The organism is Streptomyces sp. NPDC048106 (assembly GCF_040706415.1).
Lineage (GTDB): Bacteria > Actinomycetota > Actinomycetes > Streptomycetales > Streptomycetaceae > Streptomyces.
Window position 1 is genome coordinate 79516 of the sequence record NZ_JBEZND010000003.1, and the last position, 17762, is coordinate 97277.

The 17762-nt window shown below is 73.6% G+C and carries 16 protein-coding genes; 13 read left to right on the top strand and 3 right to left on the bottom strand.

The genetic code is table 11. The features are described 5' to 3' along the window. Positions 1 to 65: 65 nt before the first annotated feature. From AB0927_RS03590 to AB0927_RS03630, 9 genes are read left to right on the top strand one after another with little or no spacing between them, the layout of a single operon-like run. Positions 66 to 1544 (top strand): aldehyde dehydrogenase family protein, encoded by a 1479-nt coding sequence (locus AB0927_RS03590; protein WP_366665838.1) that lies wholly within the window; start codon positions 66 to 68, stop codon positions 1542 to 1544. After that, the gene (locus AB0927_RS03595; RefSeq protein WP_366665839.1) at positions 1541 to 2608 is read left to right on the top strand and encodes an alcohol dehydrogenase catalytic domain-containing protein; all 1068 of its coding nucleotides are present in this window, start codon (positions 1541 to 1543) and stop codon (positions 2606 to 2608) included. Before AB0927_RS03590 ends, AB0927_RS03595 begins: the two co-directional genes overlap by 4 nt. Further along, positions 2605 to 3741 carry a serine hydrolase domain-containing protein gene (locus tag AB0927_RS03600; RefSeq protein WP_366665840.1) on the top strand — a complete coding sequence of 379 codons (1137 nt, stop codon included), beginning with the start codon at positions 2605 to 2607 and terminating at the stop codon, positions 3739 to 3741. Before AB0927_RS03595 ends, AB0927_RS03600 begins: the two co-directional genes overlap by 4 nt. Continuing rightward, positions 3738 to 4355 carry a hypothetical protein gene (locus tag AB0927_RS03605; protein WP_366665841.1) on the top strand — a complete coding sequence of 206 codons (618 nt, stop codon included), beginning with the start codon at positions 3738 to 3740 and terminating at the stop codon, positions 4353 to 4355. Before AB0927_RS03600 ends, AB0927_RS03605 begins: the two co-directional genes overlap by 4 nt. Next, on the top strand, positions 4352 to 5227 hold the full coding sequence (panC, locus tag AB0927_RS03610; protein WP_366665842.1) for a pantoate--beta-alanine ligase: 876 nt from the start codon (positions 4352 to 4354) through the stop codon (positions 5225 to 5227). Before AB0927_RS03605 ends, panC begins: the two co-directional genes overlap by 4 nt. Beyond that, complete coding sequence (locus tag AB0927_RS03615) at positions 5220 to 6566, top strand: aminotransferase class III-fold pyridoxal phosphate-dependent enzyme (RefSeq protein WP_366665843.1); 1347 nt, start codon at positions 5220 to 5222, stop codon at positions 6564 to 6566. The genes panC and AB0927_RS03615 overlap by 8 nt, the downstream gene beginning before the upstream one ends. Then, the gene (locus tag AB0927_RS03620; protein ID WP_366665844.1) at positions 6563 to 7354 is read left to right on the top strand and encodes a hypothetical protein; all 792 of its coding nucleotides are present in this window, start codon (positions 6563 to 6565) and stop codon (positions 7352 to 7354) included. Before AB0927_RS03615 ends, AB0927_RS03620 begins: the two co-directional genes overlap by 4 nt. Next, on the top strand, positions 7341 to 8375 hold the full coding sequence (locus AB0927_RS03625; protein ID WP_366665845.1) for a TauD/TfdA family dioxygenase: 1035 nt from the start codon (positions 7341 to 7343) through the stop codon (positions 8373 to 8375). Before AB0927_RS03620 ends, AB0927_RS03625 begins: the two co-directional genes overlap by 14 nt. Beyond that, positions 8362 to 9291 carry an NAD(P)-dependent oxidoreductase gene (locus tag AB0927_RS03630; protein ID WP_366665846.1) on the top strand — a complete coding sequence of 310 codons (930 nt, stop codon included), beginning with the start codon at positions 8362 to 8364 and terminating at the stop codon, positions 9289 to 9291. Before AB0927_RS03625 ends, AB0927_RS03630 begins: the two co-directional genes overlap by 14 nt. A 44-nt stretch (positions 9292 to 9335) precedes the next feature. Here AB0927_RS03630 and AB0927_RS03635 read toward each other — a convergent pair whose 3' ends face one another. From AB0927_RS03635 to AB0927_RS03645, 3 genes are read right to left on the bottom strand one after another with little or no spacing between them, the layout of a single operon-like run. Then, the gene (locus AB0927_RS03635; protein ID WP_366665847.1) at positions 9336 to 10250 is read right to left on the bottom strand and encodes a winged helix-turn-helix domain-containing protein; all 915 of its coding nucleotides are present in this window, start codon (positions 10248 to 10250) and stop codon (positions 9336 to 9338) included. Positions 10251 to 10278: 28 nt separating this feature from the next. After that, the gene (locus tag AB0927_RS03640; RefSeq protein ID WP_366665848.1) at positions 10279 to 10560 is read right to left on the bottom strand and encodes a PqqD family protein; all 282 of its coding nucleotides are present in this window, start codon (positions 10558 to 10560) and stop codon (positions 10279 to 10281) included. Continuing rightward, positions 10557 to 11345, bottom strand: coding sequence for a nucleotidyltransferase domain-containing protein (locus tag AB0927_RS03645; protein ID WP_366665850.1), 789 nt, complete (start codon positions 11343 to 11345; stop codon positions 10557 to 10559). The genes AB0927_RS03640 and AB0927_RS03645 overlap by 4 nt, the downstream gene beginning before the upstream one ends. A gap of 400 nt (positions 11346 to 11745) precedes the next feature. Here AB0927_RS03645 and asnB point away from each other — a divergent pair, with 400 nt between their 5' ends. The 4 genes from asnB (at position 11746) to AB0927_RS03665 (ending at position 17735) form a co-directional block, all read left to right on the top strand. Further along, positions 11746 to 13908 carry an asparagine synthase (glutamine-hydrolyzing) gene (gene asnB / locus AB0927_RS03650; protein WP_366665851.1) on the top strand — a complete coding sequence of 721 codons (2163 nt, stop codon included), beginning with the start codon at positions 11746 to 11748 and terminating at the stop codon, positions 13906 to 13908. Beyond that, positions 13908 to 14903 (top strand): diiron oxygenase, encoded by a 996-nt coding sequence (locus AB0927_RS03655; protein ID WP_366665852.1) that lies wholly within the window; start codon positions 13908 to 13910, stop codon positions 14901 to 14903. Before asnB ends, AB0927_RS03655 begins: the two co-directional genes overlap by 1 nt. 203 nt (positions 14904 to 15106) lie before the next feature. After that, complete coding sequence (locus AB0927_RS03660) at positions 15107 to 16468, top strand: hypothetical protein (RefSeq protein WP_366665853.1); 1362 nt, start codon at positions 15107 to 15109, stop codon at positions 16466 to 16468. Positions 16469 to 16517: 49 nt separating this feature from the next. Then, positions 16518 to 17735 (top strand): iron-containing alcohol dehydrogenase, encoded by a 1218-nt coding sequence (locus tag AB0927_RS03665; RefSeq protein ID WP_366665854.1) that lies wholly within the window; start codon positions 16518 to 16520, stop codon positions 17733 to 17735. Positions 17736 to 17762: the final 27 nt, after the last annotated feature.

Consider the following 17762-nt stretch of genomic DNA (forward strand, 5'->3'; position numbering starts at 1 on the left):
CCCAGCGGGCCACGCCCCTGACGGGCCGGCCGACCGTGCGACGCACAGATGATTCGAGGAACATCATGTCCGTAGTCGCCCATCCCCCCAACGAGCCGAGCCCGGCCCGCCCCGGCGGTCCGGCGCCCAAGTCCCCACCCGTGCGCCCGGGTGTCTTCGAGAACGGGAGCTGGCGGCACGGCGAGCTGGTGCACGAGGTGCGCAGCCCCTACGACGGCCGCCTCGTGGCCACCGTCAGCCATGCGTCGGCGAAGGAGGTGCCGCGCGGCCCGAAGCCCGTGCGCGGCCTCGCCGCCGCCGACCGCGCCCGCGTGCTGCACGCCTGCGCCGAGGGGTTCGAGGCCCGCGGGGCGGAGATCGCCGCGTCCGTCTCCGCCGAGATCGGCATGCCGGTGACCGACGCCGAGAAGGAGGTCGACCGGTCGGTCCGCTGGCTCAGACTGGCGGCGGAGGCGGTGCCGCACCTCGACGGCACCTCGACCCGGCTGTCCGGCCCCGGGGGCGACCGGCTCGCGGTGACCACGCCGCAGCCGTACCGCCGGGTCATGGCGATCACGCCGTACAACCGTCCGCTGGCCCAGCTGATCGTCAAGGTGGCCCCGGCGATGCTGGCGGGTGCGCCGATCACCCTCAAGCCGTCCGAACGGGCCAGTGCCAGCGCGGCGTTGGCGGTGGAGATCCTCCTCGACAGCGGCTACCCGCCCGAGTACCTCTCGCTGTGGACCGGCGGGCCGGACGTGGCGCAGGCGCTGCTCGCCGATCCCGCCGTGGACTTCGTGGCGTTCACCGGTGGCGCGCGCGGTGCGCGGGCCGTCGCCGCGACGGCCGGGCCCCGGCCCGGCTGCTACGAACTGGGCGACGTGGGCGCTCTGATCGTGTACGCCGACGCCGATCTGCCGGCCGCCGCCCGCGCCGCCGCCCAGGGCGCCTTCGGCAACGCGGGCCAGTCCTGCCGTGGGGTCAAGCGCATCCTGGTCGCGGAGGGCGTGGCCGAGGAGTTCGCCGCGCTCCTGGCCGAGGAGAGCGGCGCCTGGCGGGTGGGCGACCCCGCCGAACGCACCACCCGCGTCGGCACGCTCGCCGACGCGGGCGCGGTGGAGCGGGTGCGTACGGCGGTCGAGGCGGCGGTCCGCGGCGGCGCCGAGGTCGTGGCCGGCGGCGAGTACCGGGGGGCGCAGTGCTGGCCCACCGTCCTCAACAAGGTCGCGGCGGACGCCCAGTTGGTGAACGAGGAGTTCCTCGCGCCGCTGGCCCCGGTGATCGCCCTGCCGGAACGGGCGCTGGACGACCTGCCCGACGGCTACCCCGGCGGCCTCCAGGCCGGCGTCTTCACCCGCGACCTCGACCGCGCCCTGAACCTCGCAGGGCGGCTACCGGTCGGCACGGTCGTCCTCAACGACGGCCCGCAGTACGACCATCCGCTGGCCCCCTTCGGCGGAGTGGGGCACAGCGGCCACGGCCGGGAGAGCGTGCTCTCGTCCGCGCGCAACATGTGCTTCGCCAAGACGATCGTCTTCCCCGCCCCGACCGAAGGACCTCGATGAGCACCGGTGTCACCATCAACCTGCGCGCCGACGGCGGCCTGGAGCGGCGCGAACATCCCCTGCTGCCGCCACGGCAGGGCGGGGCGCTGCTCGCCATCGAGCGGGCGAACGTGTGCGGCAGCGACGTCCACCTGTGGCGGGGCGGACATCCCACCCTGCACGACTGCGTGCTCGGGCACGAGTTCGTGGGCCGGATCACGGACACGGCGGGTACGAAGCCGCGCGACGCCCGCGGCGAGCCGCTGACCGAGGGCGACCGGCTCGTCTGCTCGTACTTCCGGGTGTGCGGCACGTGCGCGATGTGCCGCCTGGGCCGGACCAACCTGTGCGAGGTCGCGTACGCCTCCTGGGGCCGCTCCAGCCTGGAACAGCCGCACTTCCGGGGCGCGTTCGCGAGCCACTACCACCTGCATCCGGAGCAGTTCACGGTCAAGGTGCCCGAGGCGCTGCCCAGTTCGCTCGCCGCGCTCGCCAACTGCGCGCTGGCACAGGGGCTCGCGGTCGTGGACCAGATCCGCGCGGACGTGCTCGCGGGTCCGTGCCTGGTGATCGGGGCCGGCGCGCTCGGTCTCTCGGTCGTCGCGGGCGCGCCGGAGGGCACGGTCTGGGACGTCTACGACCGCCTCCCCGCGCGGCGCGCCAACGCCGGGCTGTTCCCCTGGGCCCGCGCCCTGGACGCGCTGCCCCCGGCGGGCGGCACGCTCGACGGCCACTACGACCTCGTGGTGGTCGCGGCGGGCACGCCGGAGGCGTTCGAGACGGCCCTGGAGCAGGTGCGGCCGGGCGGCCAGATCGTGATGATGGGCATCATCAACACCCGGGACACCGACGTCGTGTCCATCCGACCGGGCGTGCTGACCCGCAAGGGGATCACGGTCTCCAGCGCGATCCGCTACAACGCCCGCCATCTGGTCGCCGCCGTCGACCTGCTCTGCGGCGACACCCCGCTGCGGCGGCTCCCGCTGGCGGAGTTCGGGCTGGACTCGGTCACGGACGCGCTGGCGGCGGCCGAGCGCTGCGAGAGCGGCCGCGTGAGCCTCGTACCGAACGGGGAACTCCAGTGACGCGCGCCGCGCTCGACGGCCTCGCCCGCGACTGCGAGGCCACGCTGAGGGCCGAGATCGAGGCCGGGCGGATCGGCGGCGGCGCTGCCTGCCTGCGCGATGTCGCCGCCGGGGAGCAGCACACGGTGTTCGTGGGCCGCAACGCGCCGGACGGCCCCGCGGTGTCCCTGGACAGCGTCGTTCGCCTGTACTCGATGACCAAGCCGATGCTCGCGACGCTGGCACTGCGCCTCGTGGACGCCGGGCGGCTCCCCGGCCTCGACATGAGCGTGACGGAACTCGCCGCCGGCCTCGACGGGGTCCGGGTCCCGGCCGCCATGACCCTGCGCCACCTGCTGACCATGTCCTCCGGCCTCGCCGGGTCCAAGGAACACGAGCGGATGCAGCGGGTGTACCGGGCGGCCGGTGTCCTGCCGTACGACTACACCGAACGCGGGTACGGCACCGACGAGACCGACTTCCTGCGGCGGGTCTTCGGCTGCGAGCTGTCCGCCGCGCCCGGCACCCAGTGGGAGTACGGGCGCTCGGCCGACGTGGCCGGGCTGCTGATCCAGCACCACCTCGGCACCCCGCTCGACGCGCTGCTGCGCACCTACCTCTTCGAGCCGCTCGGGATGGCGTCGAGCGGGTTCTTCCTGCCGCCGGACCGGCCGGAGGACGTGGTGCTCCAGCCGCCCTTCGATCCGCCGACCGGCGAGTCGCTGGCCGGGCTGCGGCGCACCAGCGGGTTCCGGTCCGCGGGCAGCGGGGGGCTGGCGAGCCTGCGGGACTATCTGACCTTCCTGGAGGCGGTGTTCCTGCCCGCGCCGGATTCCGCCTTCCTCAGCGCGTCCGCGCGCGCGGAGCTGCTCTCGGACCAGATAACCGGGCTGCACGACACCGGACCCGACTACATTCCCGGGCCGGGCTGGGGATTCGGCCTGAACTTCAAGATCTCGCCCCGGCACTGCGGGCCGGCCGACGCCCGCCGCGTCGCCTGGCTCGGCCGGGCGGGCACCAGTTTCCTCGTCGATCTGGAGAAAGAGTTGATCCTGCTGTTCGCCGCGCCCTCGTACGGGCGGACGAGAATCCTCCAAGCCGCGTTCACGGAACTCGCCGACAGGCATCTGCCGCAGGTGGCGGTCGCCCGATGACCACACCCCCCATCGTCGCGTTCATCGGCCTGGACGGCGCCGGGAAGAGCACCCAGATCGAGCTGCTGAAGGCCGCCTACGAGGCCCGCGGCCTGTCGGTCTTCGTGCATCCCAACCCGAGCATTCAGGGCCTGTCGGCGCGGCTGGACGAGGTCGCCGCGGAGCACGGGTACGAGGACCGGTTCGCGATGCTCGGACCCGACACGCACAAGATCATGACCGCGGCCGTGAAGTGGATGGCCATGTCCTCGCTGGGCACCGCGCCCGCGGGCACGGACCTGATCATCGCCGACCGTTACGCGTACTGCCAGATCGCCGCCGCGGACGCGCTGGGCGCGAGCAACCGGTGGCTGATCGAGGGGCTGTTCCGGGGACTGCCGGAGCCGACGCTCACGCTGTTCATGGACCTCGACCCGGAGCTGTCCGTGGCCCGGGTGAAGGCGCGGGACCCGCAGGAGTGGATCGACCACGGCTTCCTCACCCGGATGCGGGCCGCGTACGCCGCGCTGCCGCAGGCGTCGCAGTGGACCTGGATCGACGCGGACGCGACGTTCGAGGAGGTGCACCGGCGCGTGCTCGCGGCGGTCGAGGCGAAGGTGGGTGAACTGCGGTGAAGGTCGTCACCACGGCCACGGAACTGGCCGCCGAGTGGGAGGCCGGGCGCCGGGCGGGCGCCGTCATCGGCTACGTGCCCACCATGGGAGCGCTGCACGAGGGACATCTGAGCCTGGTCGACCTGGCTCGCGCCGAGTGCGACCTGGTCGTCTGCAGCATCTTCGTCAACCCGCTCCAATTCGGGCCCGACGAGGACTTCGAGTCCTATCCGCGGCCCGTGGAGCGCGACCTGGAGCTCCTCAGGGCCCGGGACACCGACCTCGCGTTCCTGCCGGACTGGCGGGAGATCTTCCCCGGCGGCGAGCGCGTGCTCGACGACTTCGGCACCCATGTCTCGGTGCCCCGGCTGAGCCACCAGCTGTGCGGCCGCTCGCGCGAGGGCCACTTCGACGGCATGGTCACCGAGAGCCTGCTCTTCCTGAACCTCGTGCGGCCCGACCGCACGTACTGGGGGGAGAAAGACTTCCAGCAACTGCGCATCATCGAGACGCTGGTGCGCGACATGCGGCTGCCGGTGACCGTGGTCCGGGGCGCCACGAAGCGCGAGCCCGACGGCCTCGCGATGTCCTCCCGCAACAAGAACCTGAGCCCCGGGGCCCGCGCCCTCGGCCCCCGGCTGCGGGAGCGCCTCAAGAGCATGCGGGAGGCGGCGCTGTCCGGCGAGGCGCTGCCCGAGGTGCTGGCGGCCGGCCGGGACGGGCTCACGTCGCTGGGGTTCGAGGTCGAGTACCTGGTGGCCTGCGAGGAGGAGGCGCTGACCGAGGTGCGGACCCTGGACGGGCCGGTCCCGGTACGGCTGTTCGCCGCGGCGCGGCTCGGTGGCGTACGGCTGCTCGACAACATCCCGCTGACCGAGGGGAACCATGGCTGAGCTGGCGACCGAACCGATCGTCTACTCCTTCACCGACCACCGCGTCCACCGCGAGGACCCGCCGCTGGTCATCGCCGAGGGCGAGGGGATCCGCGTCCGGGACACCGCGGGGAAGGATTACATCGACGCGCTGTCCGGGCTGTGGCACGCCAACCTCGGCTTCTCCGACGCGGAGCTGATCGAGGCCGCCACCTCGGCGTACCGCAGACTCCCGGCGTTCCCCTGCGCGCTGGGCCGGGGCAGTGCCGAGACGGAGGCCCTGGCCCACGAGCTGCTCGCCGCCGCCCAAGGGCGGTTCAACTCGGTCTACTTCGCCGCCTCGGGGTCCGAGGCCGTCGAGTCCGTGCTCAAGTTCCTGTGGCTGGCGGCCAACGCCAATGGCACGCCGTCCAGGAAGCTGGTCGTCACCAGGGACTCCGGCTTCCACGGCACCACCCTCGGCGCCGCCTCGCTGGCCGGCATCCCGAACCAGCACGCGGGGTTCGACCTGCCGCTGCCGTTCACGGTGCGGGTGCCGCGGGCGCACTACTACCGCGATCACCTCGACGGCGAGTCGCGCGAGGAGTACGTCGACCGGATCGTCGGGACCACCCGGAGCCGGATCGAGGAGGCGGGCCCGGAGAACGTGGCCGCCATGGTCGCCGAACCGGTCATGGCGGCGGGCGGCGTCCTGGTGCCGCCCGACGGGTACTGGCCCGCGATGGACCGGCTGCTCACCGATCTCGGGATCCCGCTGGTGGCCGACGAGGTCGTCTGCGGGTTCGGGCGGCTCGGGCCGCTCTTCGGGCACCAGCGCTTCGGGCTGCGGCCCGCGGCGGTGACCGTGGCCAAGGGCATCACCGCCGGATACGCCCCGCTGGGCGCGGTCCTGCTCGGCGCGGACCTCACCGCTTCCGTCGCCGCGGCGGCCGAGTCGTACGGCGTCCTCGGGCACGGCTCGACCTTCGGCGGCCATCCGGTCGCCGCGGCCGTCGCCCGCGCCAACCTGCGCGCCCTGACCGAGCGCGGCATCGAGCGGCGCGTGGCCGGGCTGGAGGCGTCGCTGCGCACGTCCCTGGAGGGGCTGCTGGACCTGCCCGTGGTCGGGGAGGTGCGGTGCCTCGGCGGCCTCGCGGCGGTGGAGCTGATGGCCGACGGCGCCGCCCGGCGGCCCTTCGACCCGGAGCGCCGCATCGGCCGGCGGATCGCGCGCAAGGCCCGCGAACTCGGCCTGATCGTGCGTGACCTGGGCGATGTCCTGGCGCTCTGTCCCCCGCTGATCACCAGTGCGAGCGACGTCGCCGAGATCGCCTCGCGGCTGCGCGCGGCCATCACCGCCACCCTGAAGGAGGAGACGTGACGCAACTCCCGGCGAAGGCCCATGCCTGGGACCTCGTCAGCGGCAGCTACTGGAACTCCGGCTACTACGGCGGCCCGGCGCCCGAACACGACGTCGTCTTGCGGGAGCTGATGCGCGCCGGCGCCCCGACCGCCGTGGTCGGCGCCAGCACCGTCTCCCTCTCCAAGGCCGCCCAGGAGGCCGGCGCGGAACTCCACGTGCTCGACTTCGCCCCCGGCATCCTGCGGGAGGCGGGCGAGTGGCTCGCCCTGCCCGAGGACCGGCGGCACCTGGTGGACGTGACCGGACAGCTTCCTGTACCGCTGCGCGGCCGTTACGAACTCGTCCTCGCCGACCGGCTCGTGAACCGGTTCAGCGCGGCCGACCTGCCCGGCGGCCTGCGCGGTCTGCGCGATCTGGTGGCCCCGGGCGGGACGCTCGCCCTCACCGTCCGGTTCGGCTGGTACGAGCGGGACCGGCAGATCCACGACGCACTCACCCCCGCCGAACAGCGGCTGTTCTGGCGGCCCGACGTGGGCGAGATCGACTACGCGACGCTGCCCGACCGGGACATCCCGCTGCCCACCTGGGGCGGGATCTCCGGCCAGGTCATGCGCGACCACATCCGCGGCCGAGGCCGCGAGGCACGCTTCCACCAGGACGAACTGCTGGCCCGCATCGCCGACGTGGGCGGCCTCGACCGGACCCGGCTCGTCGAGGCCGCCAACGGCACCGCCCTCGTCGTCCTCCAAAAGGCCGGCCTCGGGAACACCGGCCCCAGGAAAGGGGAGCACCATGACACTGCCTGACCCGCCGCAGTCGGTCCTCACCGAGCCGGTCACCGGCCCCACGGCGTGGCTGGCCGGGGACCTGCCGGTGCCCGAAGGGGTGGTGCACCGGCTCGCGCCGTCGCATCTGGACGAAATCGGCGGCCTCGTCAAGGCGTTGCGGGACGAGCCGCTGCCCCTCGTCGCGGACCGCGAGCCCTGGCGCGCCCTCGCCCGCACGACCATGCCCACACTGTCGGAACTGGCGCACACCACGGCCCACCGCACCGAGACCCACATCGGTACGGCCGTGCTCCGCGGCCTCCCGGTGGACGACCTCGCGCCGGACGAGATCCGCGGCCTCTACCGCGCGCTGGGCGCCGTGATGGGCACCGCCGTCTCGCAGAACACCCGGGGCGAGTACATCGCCGACGTCCGCGACTACGGCAACGGCGGCCTGGACGACAGCACGGTGCGCGGCCACCAGACCACCTCCGCGCTGCGCTTCCACTCGGACGACGGCGACCTCGCGCTGCTGCTGTGCGTTCGGCCCGCCGAGGACGGCGGCGCCTCGCTGATCGCCAGCGCCATGACGATCTACAACGAACTGCTCCACCGCGCACCGCACTTGCTGGGCCTCTACTACAACGGCTTCGTCTACGAGAACCGCGACGAGGAGGACCCCCCGGCCTACCGCAACGCCGTCTTCGGCTACTACCACGGTCAGTTGACGTGCCGATACTTCCTGCGGGACTACGTCGACTCCTCCCCGAGCGTGACGTCCGTGCCCGTGAGCGACCTGGAGCGCTACGCCCTCGACCTGTTCGAGGCGCTCGCGGCACGGCCCGGTGCCGCCACCGAGTACGCGCTGCGCGCCGGCGATCTCCAGCTGGTGAACAACAACATCGTGGTGCACTCCCGCCGTTCGTTCAGCGACGCCGCCGGCGGCGGGGGCAGGCTGCTGCTGCGGCAGTGGGTCAACCTCGACGGGGGACGGCAGTTCCCGACGACGCTGTGCCGCCATCGCTACGGGATGCGGAAGAAGCCCGATGAGCGCGGCTGAGCGGCGGCTGCTGGTCACCGCGGAACTCCCCGGCCTCCCGGCCGCGTTGCCCGCGGGGCTGACCCTGGCCCGCTGGGACGGCGGGGACCGCGCGAGTCTGCTGCGGGCGGCGGCCGGCAGCACCGCGTTGCTGGTGACCGCCAACGAGCCGGTGGACGAGGCCCTGCTCGGGGCGGCGGGCCCCGGCCTGCGGGTGGTGGGCACATACTCCACGGGGGTGGACCACATCGCGGTCCAGGCGTGCCGGCGTGCCGGGGTGCGGGTCGTCACCGCGGCCGGCGCGCTGGCGCCGGCCGTCGCGGAGCACACGCTCGGACTGCTGCTGGCCTGCGCCCGGCGGATCGTGGAGGCGGACCGGTTCGTCAGGTCCGGCGCCGACTGGCGCTGGGAGGCCGACGCCTTCCTCGGCACCCAGTTGCACGGCCGCCGGCTCGGCGTCCTCGGCCTCGGCGCGATCGGCTCGGAGGTGGCCCGCCGGGCCCAGGCCTTCGGGATGGAGGTGCACGGCCTGCTGCACCGCCCGGACGCGCCGCTCCCGCCCGGGGTGACACCCCACCGGGAGCCGGCCGGGCTGATGCGGGTGAGCGACTTCCTGACCATCCACGTCCCCCTCACCCCGGCGACCGAACGGCTGGTCGACAAGGCGCTGCTCGCCGAACTCCCGCGCGGCGCCGTCGTGGTGAACACCTCGCGGGGCCGGGTGGTGGACCAGTCGGCGCTTGTCGAACTCCTGGCGGCCGGGCACCTGGGCGGGGCCGCGCTCGACGTCTACGAGGACGAACCGCACGTGCCGGCCGAGCTGCGGGACAGTCCTCGTACGGTGCTCACCCCGCACATCGGCAGCGCGACCACGACGGCGCGCCGGGGCATGACCGCCGCGGTGCTGCGCCGGATAGGGGCGGCGCTGGAGGGGTGAGCGGCCGCGGGGCCGGGGTCGGGGCCACGCGGCGGCCACCCGCGTCAGTCGTCGAGCTGTTCCAGCAGCGCGAACCCGCTGCGGTCCAACTGGTAGAACACCTGTCCCCCGAGCCGCTGCCGCCACACCACGCCCGCCTCCGTGAGCACCCCCAGATGCTGGGAGACGGTGCTCTTGGCGAGGCCCAGGGACTGGGCGACCACGGTCGTGGTCTTCGGTACCTGGAGGGCCCTGATGATCTTCGCGCGGCCGCCGCCGATGAGCAGGGCGAGGCGGTCCGTGTCCGGCTCGGCGGGCCGGTCGGTCGCGACGGAGTGCAGGAAGCCGGTCGCCCTGGCCTGGTAGGACATGGCGGTCACGTCGGCGGTCGAGGTGAAGACGCGCGTCACGGCGGAGAACATGCTGGGGACGAGCACCAGTTTGGACCGCTGGACGCCCCGGGTCAGGTCCAGGTGGTACGGCGCGGTCAGCCTGGGTCGCTGCCACAGCACCCGGCCCTCCAGTTCCGCCAGCATCGCCTCCGGCCCGTTGACGGCCAGGGTCCGCCCCCGGAAGAGGACCTCCTCCTCCAGGGCGGCGCGGATGGCGGCCCAGTAGGGGTGCAGCGCGCGGTTCCAGTAGTCCTCGATCAGCGCGGCGGCCCGCTCGTCCGCGCCGTCGCCGCAGCGCCCCCGCAGGAAGCCGAGTTCCTCCTGGAACGAGGCGCGCGCGGGGTCGGGTACGTAGGAGTGGGCGTGCCGCAGGAACGGGCTCTCCCGGCGGTGCACCAGGTGCACGAGGGTGTCCATCAGCTTGGGCGGCACCGCGCGCCGGGTCTGCCGTACCCAGCCCGTGTACGGCGTGGGCACGGCCCCCCGGTAGCGGGCGAGGAGGGCGAGGCTGCCGAGGGTCTCCCACAGCGGGCTGAGGGCCAGCCGGATCGAGCGCAGGCTCTCGTCGTCGACGTCCAGGCGGATCATGACGACGGGGGGCGGGGCGCGGGGCGCGTCACCACTGGAGGGTCCCGCTGCCGCCCTGGTCCGCGAGGAACTCCACGACGTCGGCGAGGGCCTCCGCCGCGTCGATGCCGTACTCCCCGGCGACCCCGTCGGCGATGTCCGCGACCGTCCGGTCGCCGTCGGCCAGCCGGTAGATCAGCTCGGCGGGGCCGGACAGCAGCACCGCCTGGTCGCGGTATCCGAGCAGCAGTCCGTCCGGGACCCGGCGGATGCGGATGCCGAGGGTGCGGCGGGGGACGTCGAGGGGGCCGGGGCCCGGCAGGGCGCTCACGAGACCTCCACGCGCATCGCTATGTCCTGGCAGATCGTCAGCACCTTGTTGATCCAGGGCCGGGGGTCCTCGGGGTCGTAGTCCCGCATGGTCTCCAGGGCCCAGTAGTCCTCGAAGGAGAGGGCGTCCGGCCGGGCGGCCCGGAAGCGCTGGGGGCGCCACTTGGGTGCCTGGCTGCCGAACTGGCCGTGCCCTTCGAGGAGCGCGTCGACGCTGGAGCCGAGGGCGGCGCGCGCGGAGAGGGTGGCGCTCTCCAGGTTGCCGGACTTCATCTGCCCGAGCGCGTCCTCGACGCAGTTGTCGGAGGCGCCGAGCGAGCGGGCGATCATGAACGAGCGGAAGGCCGACTCGGCCAGCCGGGCGCGCCGGGCCTCGAACCACGGCTCGCCCTGGAGGATCACGCAGCTGTCCAGGCGGCCGAGGGCCAGCTCCTCCCGGGCGGCCAGCACCCGGGCCGGCGCGACCCCCCGGTTGTACTCGTCCCTGGAGACCTTGGCGAGCATCTGGTCGTAGTGGCTGTCCAGCCAGTACGTCACCTCCCAGCGCCGCTCCCCCAGGTAGAACGACTGGCTGCGCACCCGGGGCGGGTTGAGCGGCATCGTGATGCTCGACTGGCCCGCGAAGTCCGGCTCCTGGGAGGTGACGACGTAGAAGTCGTAGTCGCTGCGCTCGTTGTGCCAGCCGTGCGCCACCGAGCCGACGAGGGAGACCGCGAGGGCGTCCCCCGGGATCAGCTCGCGTTCCCGAAGGACCCGCAGCCACTGGCCGGATTCGTTCTCCTGCACCCGAACACCCCTCGTTCGCAACGCCGTTGCCAAGCCCCGGACATGGGAGTGCGGTGATCATAGACCGGCCGGTGGCGCCCTGGCACCGTGCGGGGTTCGGCGAGAACCGAATCCATAGGCCGCCCGGCCCCGCTCGGTTACTGTGATCGCCAGCCGGGCTGAGGTGGCCTGAAACAGGCCGCCGCTTCCCGCTGATTCTCCGGTGGACACGCCGAGTTGCTGGAGGGAGGTGGGTCAGAATGCAGAAGTACAGCAAGCCGACGACGAAGACCGTCAGCCAGGGCACCTCTCTGATGGTTCTTGCCTGAAGTAAGACGAGCGGGTGAGGGCTTCGCAGGCCGGGGCCCTCACCCTCGCCCGGACCACGCACGGCACCGGGCGGCGGCCCGAGGAACAAGACATGTGTGGAATAGCGGGAATTGCCCGGCTGGGCGGCCGGACGCTGGGCGCGGAGACGGACGCCGTCCTCGATCGGCTGGCCGACATCCTCGACCATCGCGGACCCGACGAGCGGGAGACCCTCCGCGACGACGCGGTGGGGCTGGTCTTCACCCGGCTCGCGCTGGTCGACCCGGAGGACGGCAGCCAGCCCCTGGTCAGCGACGACGGCTCGCTCGTGCTCGTGGCCAACGGCGAGGTCTACAACCACCGGGAGCTGGCGGCCTCGCTGCCCGGCGGCGCCCCGCTGAAGACCGGCTCGGACTGCGAGGTTCTCCTCTACCTGTACCGCGAGCACGGACTCGACTTCCTGCGTGACGTGCGGGGCATGTTCGCCCTCATCCTGTGGGACCGGGCCAGGAACCAACTGGTGCTCGCCCGCGACCGCTTCGGCATCAAGCCGCTCTACTACCACCGCGACGACGCCCGCATCGTCCTCTCCTCGGAGATCAAGGGCCTCTTCGCCGACCCCGCCACGCCCCGGCGCTTCGACTGGGAAGGCGCCCTCGCCACTCCCCTGCTCGCCTCCGCCGGCACCTTCAACGAGGCGCCGGTGTCCACCTGGTTCGAGGGCGTCGAACTGGTCCCGGCGGCCACCGTCGAGCGCATCGACCTGGCCGACGGCCGTACCACGCGGCACCGTTACTGGGAGCTGCCGGAAGACTCCGACGAGGGCGCGGGCGCACCGGAGTTCGTCCGGCGGTACGGCGAACTCCTGGAGGAGTCCGTCCAGGAGTGCGTCACGGCCGACACCGAGCTGGGCCTCTTCCTCTCCGGCGGCATCGACTCGTCCGCCGTGCTCGCGCTGGCCGGGGACAAGCGCGCGGGCATGCACACCTTCACCGCGCTCACCGGCGGCACGTTCGACAACGGGGACGCGGAGAACGCCGCCTGGATCGCGCGCGAGCTGGGCGTGCCCAACCACCAGGTGGTCTTCCCGCCCGACCACGTGCCGACGCCGCAGGAGTGGCTGCGGCTGCTGTGGCTCACCGAGACCCCGATGTGCGGCCCCGAGGTGTACTACAAGCACGAACTCCACCGCTTCGCGCGCGCGGCCCGGCCCGGACTGCGGGGCATGCTCCTCGGCGCGGCCAGCGACGAGTTCAACGGGGGCTACGCGCGGGACATGGGCGCGCGGGACTGGCCGTCCTTCCTGGGGATCCTCTCCCTCGTCGACCGCGACACCCGCCTCGCGCGCCGCCCGGCCCTGCGGCACTGGTGGGCGCAGGAGCCGTACTTCGTCTCTCCCAAGGGCATCGACGGCCTGGACCAGGACGGCGACCGGCTCTACCGCGCCTATCTCCGCTCCGAGTACTGGCAGATCCAGCAGTACAACGTGTGGCACGAGGACCGCACGGCGGCCGGCAGCGGGGTCGAGGCCCGGGTGCCGTTCCTGGACCACCGCCTGGTCGAGCTGTGCGCGCGGATCCCGGAGCGGCTGCGTCCCGAACTCCTGTGGAACAAGCGGATCCTCCGGGAGGCGGTGGGCTCCCGGCTGCCGGAGCGGATCGCCGAGCGGCCGAAGGTCCCCTTCTTCTACGGCGAGGGGACGTACCACTCGTACCGCATGCTGGTCCGGCTGATGCGCGCGGACTCCGGTGCCCTCGTGGAGCGGGCGCTCGCGGCCCCCGGCGCGGCGGACTTCATCGACGGGGACCGCGTGCGCGCCCACCTCGCCGAGATCGGCGAGGGCAGGACCGACGCGCCCTCCGTGGAGATGCTGATGCGCGTCCTGAACATGGGTCTGCTCGCGCAACTGGCCGTGGACGCACCGCGGCTGGAGGACACCTCGCCGGGCGCGGTGCTCCAGGAGGTCACCGGCGGCGGGCCGGTGTCCGAGGCCGTGGCCGACCTGCCGGAGCTGCCCGGCGACGCGGTGCCCGTGTTCGCGGAGAACGTGCTGCTGCTCACCGACCCGGCGGGTGCCGACTGGTACCTGATCAAGGACGGGGAGATCGAGTTCGTGCTCCAGGCGGGCTCGCCGACCCTTGAGGTGCTGCGGGCGGTCGACGGCAGGACCCCGCTGGCCGGCCTCCTGGCACCCGTGGGCGCGGAAGGGGAACAGGAGGCGCGCGCCGACGTGGGCAACCTGCTGGACCTCGGCTTCCTGGCCTGGGCCGGCTGATGTACCGGGAGCGGGCGACGGAGCCGCTCCTCGCGGCGCGGCCGGCGGGGCGGGAGCACGGCGACGGCTACACCAGCGGCTTCGGCCGCTGGGACCGCCTCGCCGGGGTGCGCAACCGGCCCCAGCGGTCGTTCACGGAACCCGGACCGCTCTACTTCCCGCCCGAGCTGCACCCGGTGGCCGCGCACCCCCTGGTCACGGCCGGGGGGCCGGCGGGGGTCGAGTGGCTGCTGCTGCGCCGGCTCCACGACTACCTGGACTTCACCACCCAGCTCGAATCGCTCGCGGTCATCCCGGTGGTGACCGCGATCAGCCGGGGCCGCTCGGGCCTGCCCCTGCCGGAGGGCATGCGGGCGGACGCGTTCAAGATCGTCACGGACGAGGCGTGGCACGCGCAGGTCTCCTACGACTTCGCGCGGCAGGTGGAGCGGGCGACCGGGGTGCCCGCCGAGCGGCCGGACGGCGGCGGTCCCCCGGTGTTCACCGAGCGGCTGGACGCGATCCGGGACCGGCTGCCGCGGGAGATCAGGGGCGTGGAGGCGCTCGTCTTCGCGATCGTGAGCGAGACCCTGATCTCCGGGATCCTCGCGGAGATCCCCCGGGACGAGCGGCTGCCCCGGTCGCTGCGGGAGCACGTCCGGGACCACGCCGAGGACGAGGGGCGCCACCACGTCTACTTCCGGGCCGTGCTGCGCCGGTTGTGGGCCGCCCTGACGCCGGGCGAGCGCGGGGCCGTGGGGCCGCACGTCCCGGCGGTGATCCACGCGTTCCTGGCGCCCGACCTCGCACGGGCGGCCGGGGATCTGCGGCTGCTGGGGCTGCCGGAGCCGAGCGTCGAACAGGTCGTCGCGGAATCCTGGCCGCGGGAGAAGGTCGTACGCGACATGGCCGGGGCCGCGCGCTCCCTCGTCCGCTATTTCACCGAGGCGGGGGCGCTCGACGACCCGGCGACCCGCGATTCCTTCGAAGCGGCCGGACTCCTGCGCGCGGACTGACCCTCCGGTGGCCGGCAGTCGGGCGAATTCCCGGCCGCCCCCGCGCACCGTTTTCGATCTTGACAGACTACGTTCTGGCGTGATCACATGCTGGTCATTTGACGGCCCCTGTGCTGCTTCAACTGACGTCTGATCGATGAATTCCTCGCGATGGACGGCGTCCAGGGCGCTCTTCGAGACCACAGAGGGACAGGGGACACCTCGTGCGAGCAGAGGACGATTTCACGCGGCGCGCCGGAGCGCTGCTGCGTGCCGCCGCCAACGACCTCAAGCGTGACGACGAGAACGCCGAGCGTGAACTCGGCCTGGAAAAGGGCACGTTCGCCGAACACGCGTCGGGAAAACGCCCGGTGACCTGGGAGTTGATGCGCCGCGCGGCCGAGGTCTGGCCGCTCAACGAACGGGACCTGCTGCCCGGGCACGACGACTGCCCGGCCGGTGTGCGCGTCATGCGGCACGAGGAGTCCCGGGCCAGTGGGCGGGTGCTCAGCCGGGGCGGAGAGCCGTACTACGAGTACCGGGACACCGCGATGTCCCGCGTCGCCTCCTACCGCCCGGAGTGGATCCGGATGCTGCGGGTGGTCGAGGACGACGATCCGGACAACCCTCTTGTCCAGTGGAATCGCGGCCATCTTCTGTACCAGTTCACGTACTTCATCGGCCCGGTCAACTACTACTACCGGTGGAACGGCGTCTCGCACTGCGTCCCCATGGACACCGGCGACTCCGTCTGGGGGCTGCCCTTCGCCCCACACTCCTTCACGTCCCGTTCCGCCACCGAACCGGCCTGCATCCTCGCCCTGACCTACGGCGGCTCCCTGCTCGGCGACGCCCAGCGCGAGCTGGCCGTCCTCGGCAACACCACCACCCGGGCCCTGGCGGTCCCGCTGGCGGGGGACGCGTGGCGGCCGGGGGCGATGATCCGGTCCTTCATGGACGCGGGCGCGGTCACCGTGACCGAACTCGCCGACCGCACGGGCCTGCCGCCGGAGCGCGCCGGGGAACTGGCCGGGGGCGCGGCGCTCCCGGACGCCGGGGAACTCGACCTGCTGGCGGCCGCGTTGGGCGTCTCGGTACGCGACCTGCTGCCGCCGCGCACCGAGACGGCCGACGGGGTGCGCCTCCAGCACGCCCGGTCCGCCCGGAGCTGGGTGTGGCCCGACGACGGCGCGCCGGCCTACCGGATGACCCGGCTCGCGGGCGACCCCCTGCACCCGCACACCACGGCCCTCCAGGTCGACGTCCTGGCCGGGCCCGCCGAGCGGTCGGCTCCCCTGACCACGTACCAGCACCAGTACCTGTACGTACTCGGTGACGAACCGGTCGACCTGCACTGGGAGTTCGCGGGCGAGCGCGTCGCCGAGACGCTCGCGCCGGGTGACTCGGCCTATGTGCTCCCCCAGGTGCCGGTCGCCTTCGCGGCGGCCCGGGAAGGCGCCCGGCCCCGCGTCCTGCTGCTGCGGATCTCCGGTTCGGTCACCCCGGAGGTGCGCTACGCGGTGGGCACCATGGCGGCGGGCGGCGTCGACCGGTACGTGGCCGAGGACCGGCTGTGGTACAGCTGACCGCCCCCCGGTCCGGCCACCGGCTCGCCGGGGGCGCGGGGACGTACCGATGAGCGAGTCGCTGCTCGCCCTCCACGAACGCCCCGCGCTCCCGGACACGGTGTACGCGGGTCTGCGGCCGCTGCCCGGCCATCCCGCCGCCTATCTGGGCGAGGGCGCGGCCGGCCGGCTGGGCGCGGTGATCGAGGCGCTCGGCGCCCGCCGGGTGCTGTTCGTGCACGGCCGCACGTCCTACCAGCGCTCCGGCGTCGCGGAGTCGGTCGGGAGGTGGGCGGGCCGCTACCGGGTCGAGCACTTCGACGGCGTCCGGCCCAACCCGAGGATCGGGCAGGTGCGGGACGGCGTGGCCCTGGCCCGCCGGTTCGGCCCGGACGTGGTGGTGGGCGTCGGCGGCGGCAGCAGCCTGGACGTGGCCAAGGCGGTCGCGGTGCTCGGCGCCCAGCCGGGCGACCCGCTGGACTGCCTGCGCGATCCGGGCCTGGTGACCCGGCCGCGCTCCGCCGCGCTCGTGCTGCTGCCCACCACCGCCGGTTCCGGCAGCGAGATGACCCGGTTCGCCACCGTCTACGTCGAGGGCCGCAAGCACTCCCTCGACCTCGACCAGGCCCGCGCGGACGTCGTCCTCGTCGACCCCCGGCTCACCTCCTCGCTGCCCCGGCGGGACTTCGTCGCCAGCGGCCTGGACGCCCTGGCGCAGGCCGTCGAGTCGTACTGGTCGGTCTCGGCCGACGGGGGCTCGCGGGCGCTGGCCGTCGCCGCCCTGGAACGGCTGCTGCCCCCGCTGGCCCGTGCCGCGGCCACGGGCTCCTTCGCCGATCCGGGGGTGCGCGCCGGTCTGGCCCACGGCGCCTCGCTGGCCGGTGCCGCGATCGACGCCACCCGTACGACCGCGGCCCACGCGCTGTCGTACGAGCTGACCGCGCGGCTCGGGCTGGCCCACGGCACCGCGGTCGCGCTGCACCTGGACTGGCTGATGGCCCGGCACGCCGCGCTGACCGAGGCCGAGTGCCGGCATCCGGAGGGTGCCTCGGGGGTGCGGCGCCGGGTGGAGACCGTCCAGCGTCTCGCCGAGGAGGCCACCGGCGCGAGCGTGGAGCTGCTGGTGCGGCGGCTGCTGGCCGCGGGCGGCCAGCCGGCCGGGCTGCGGGAGCTGGCCCTGCCGGCGCACTCCTGGCGGCAGCCGCTGGCCGCCGCGCTCGCCTCGAACCGGGCGTGGAACAACCCCTGCGTCCTCACCGAGGACGACATCCTTCGCTTCCTCGTCTGAACCCGATCGTTTCCGCCGCCTGGGAGG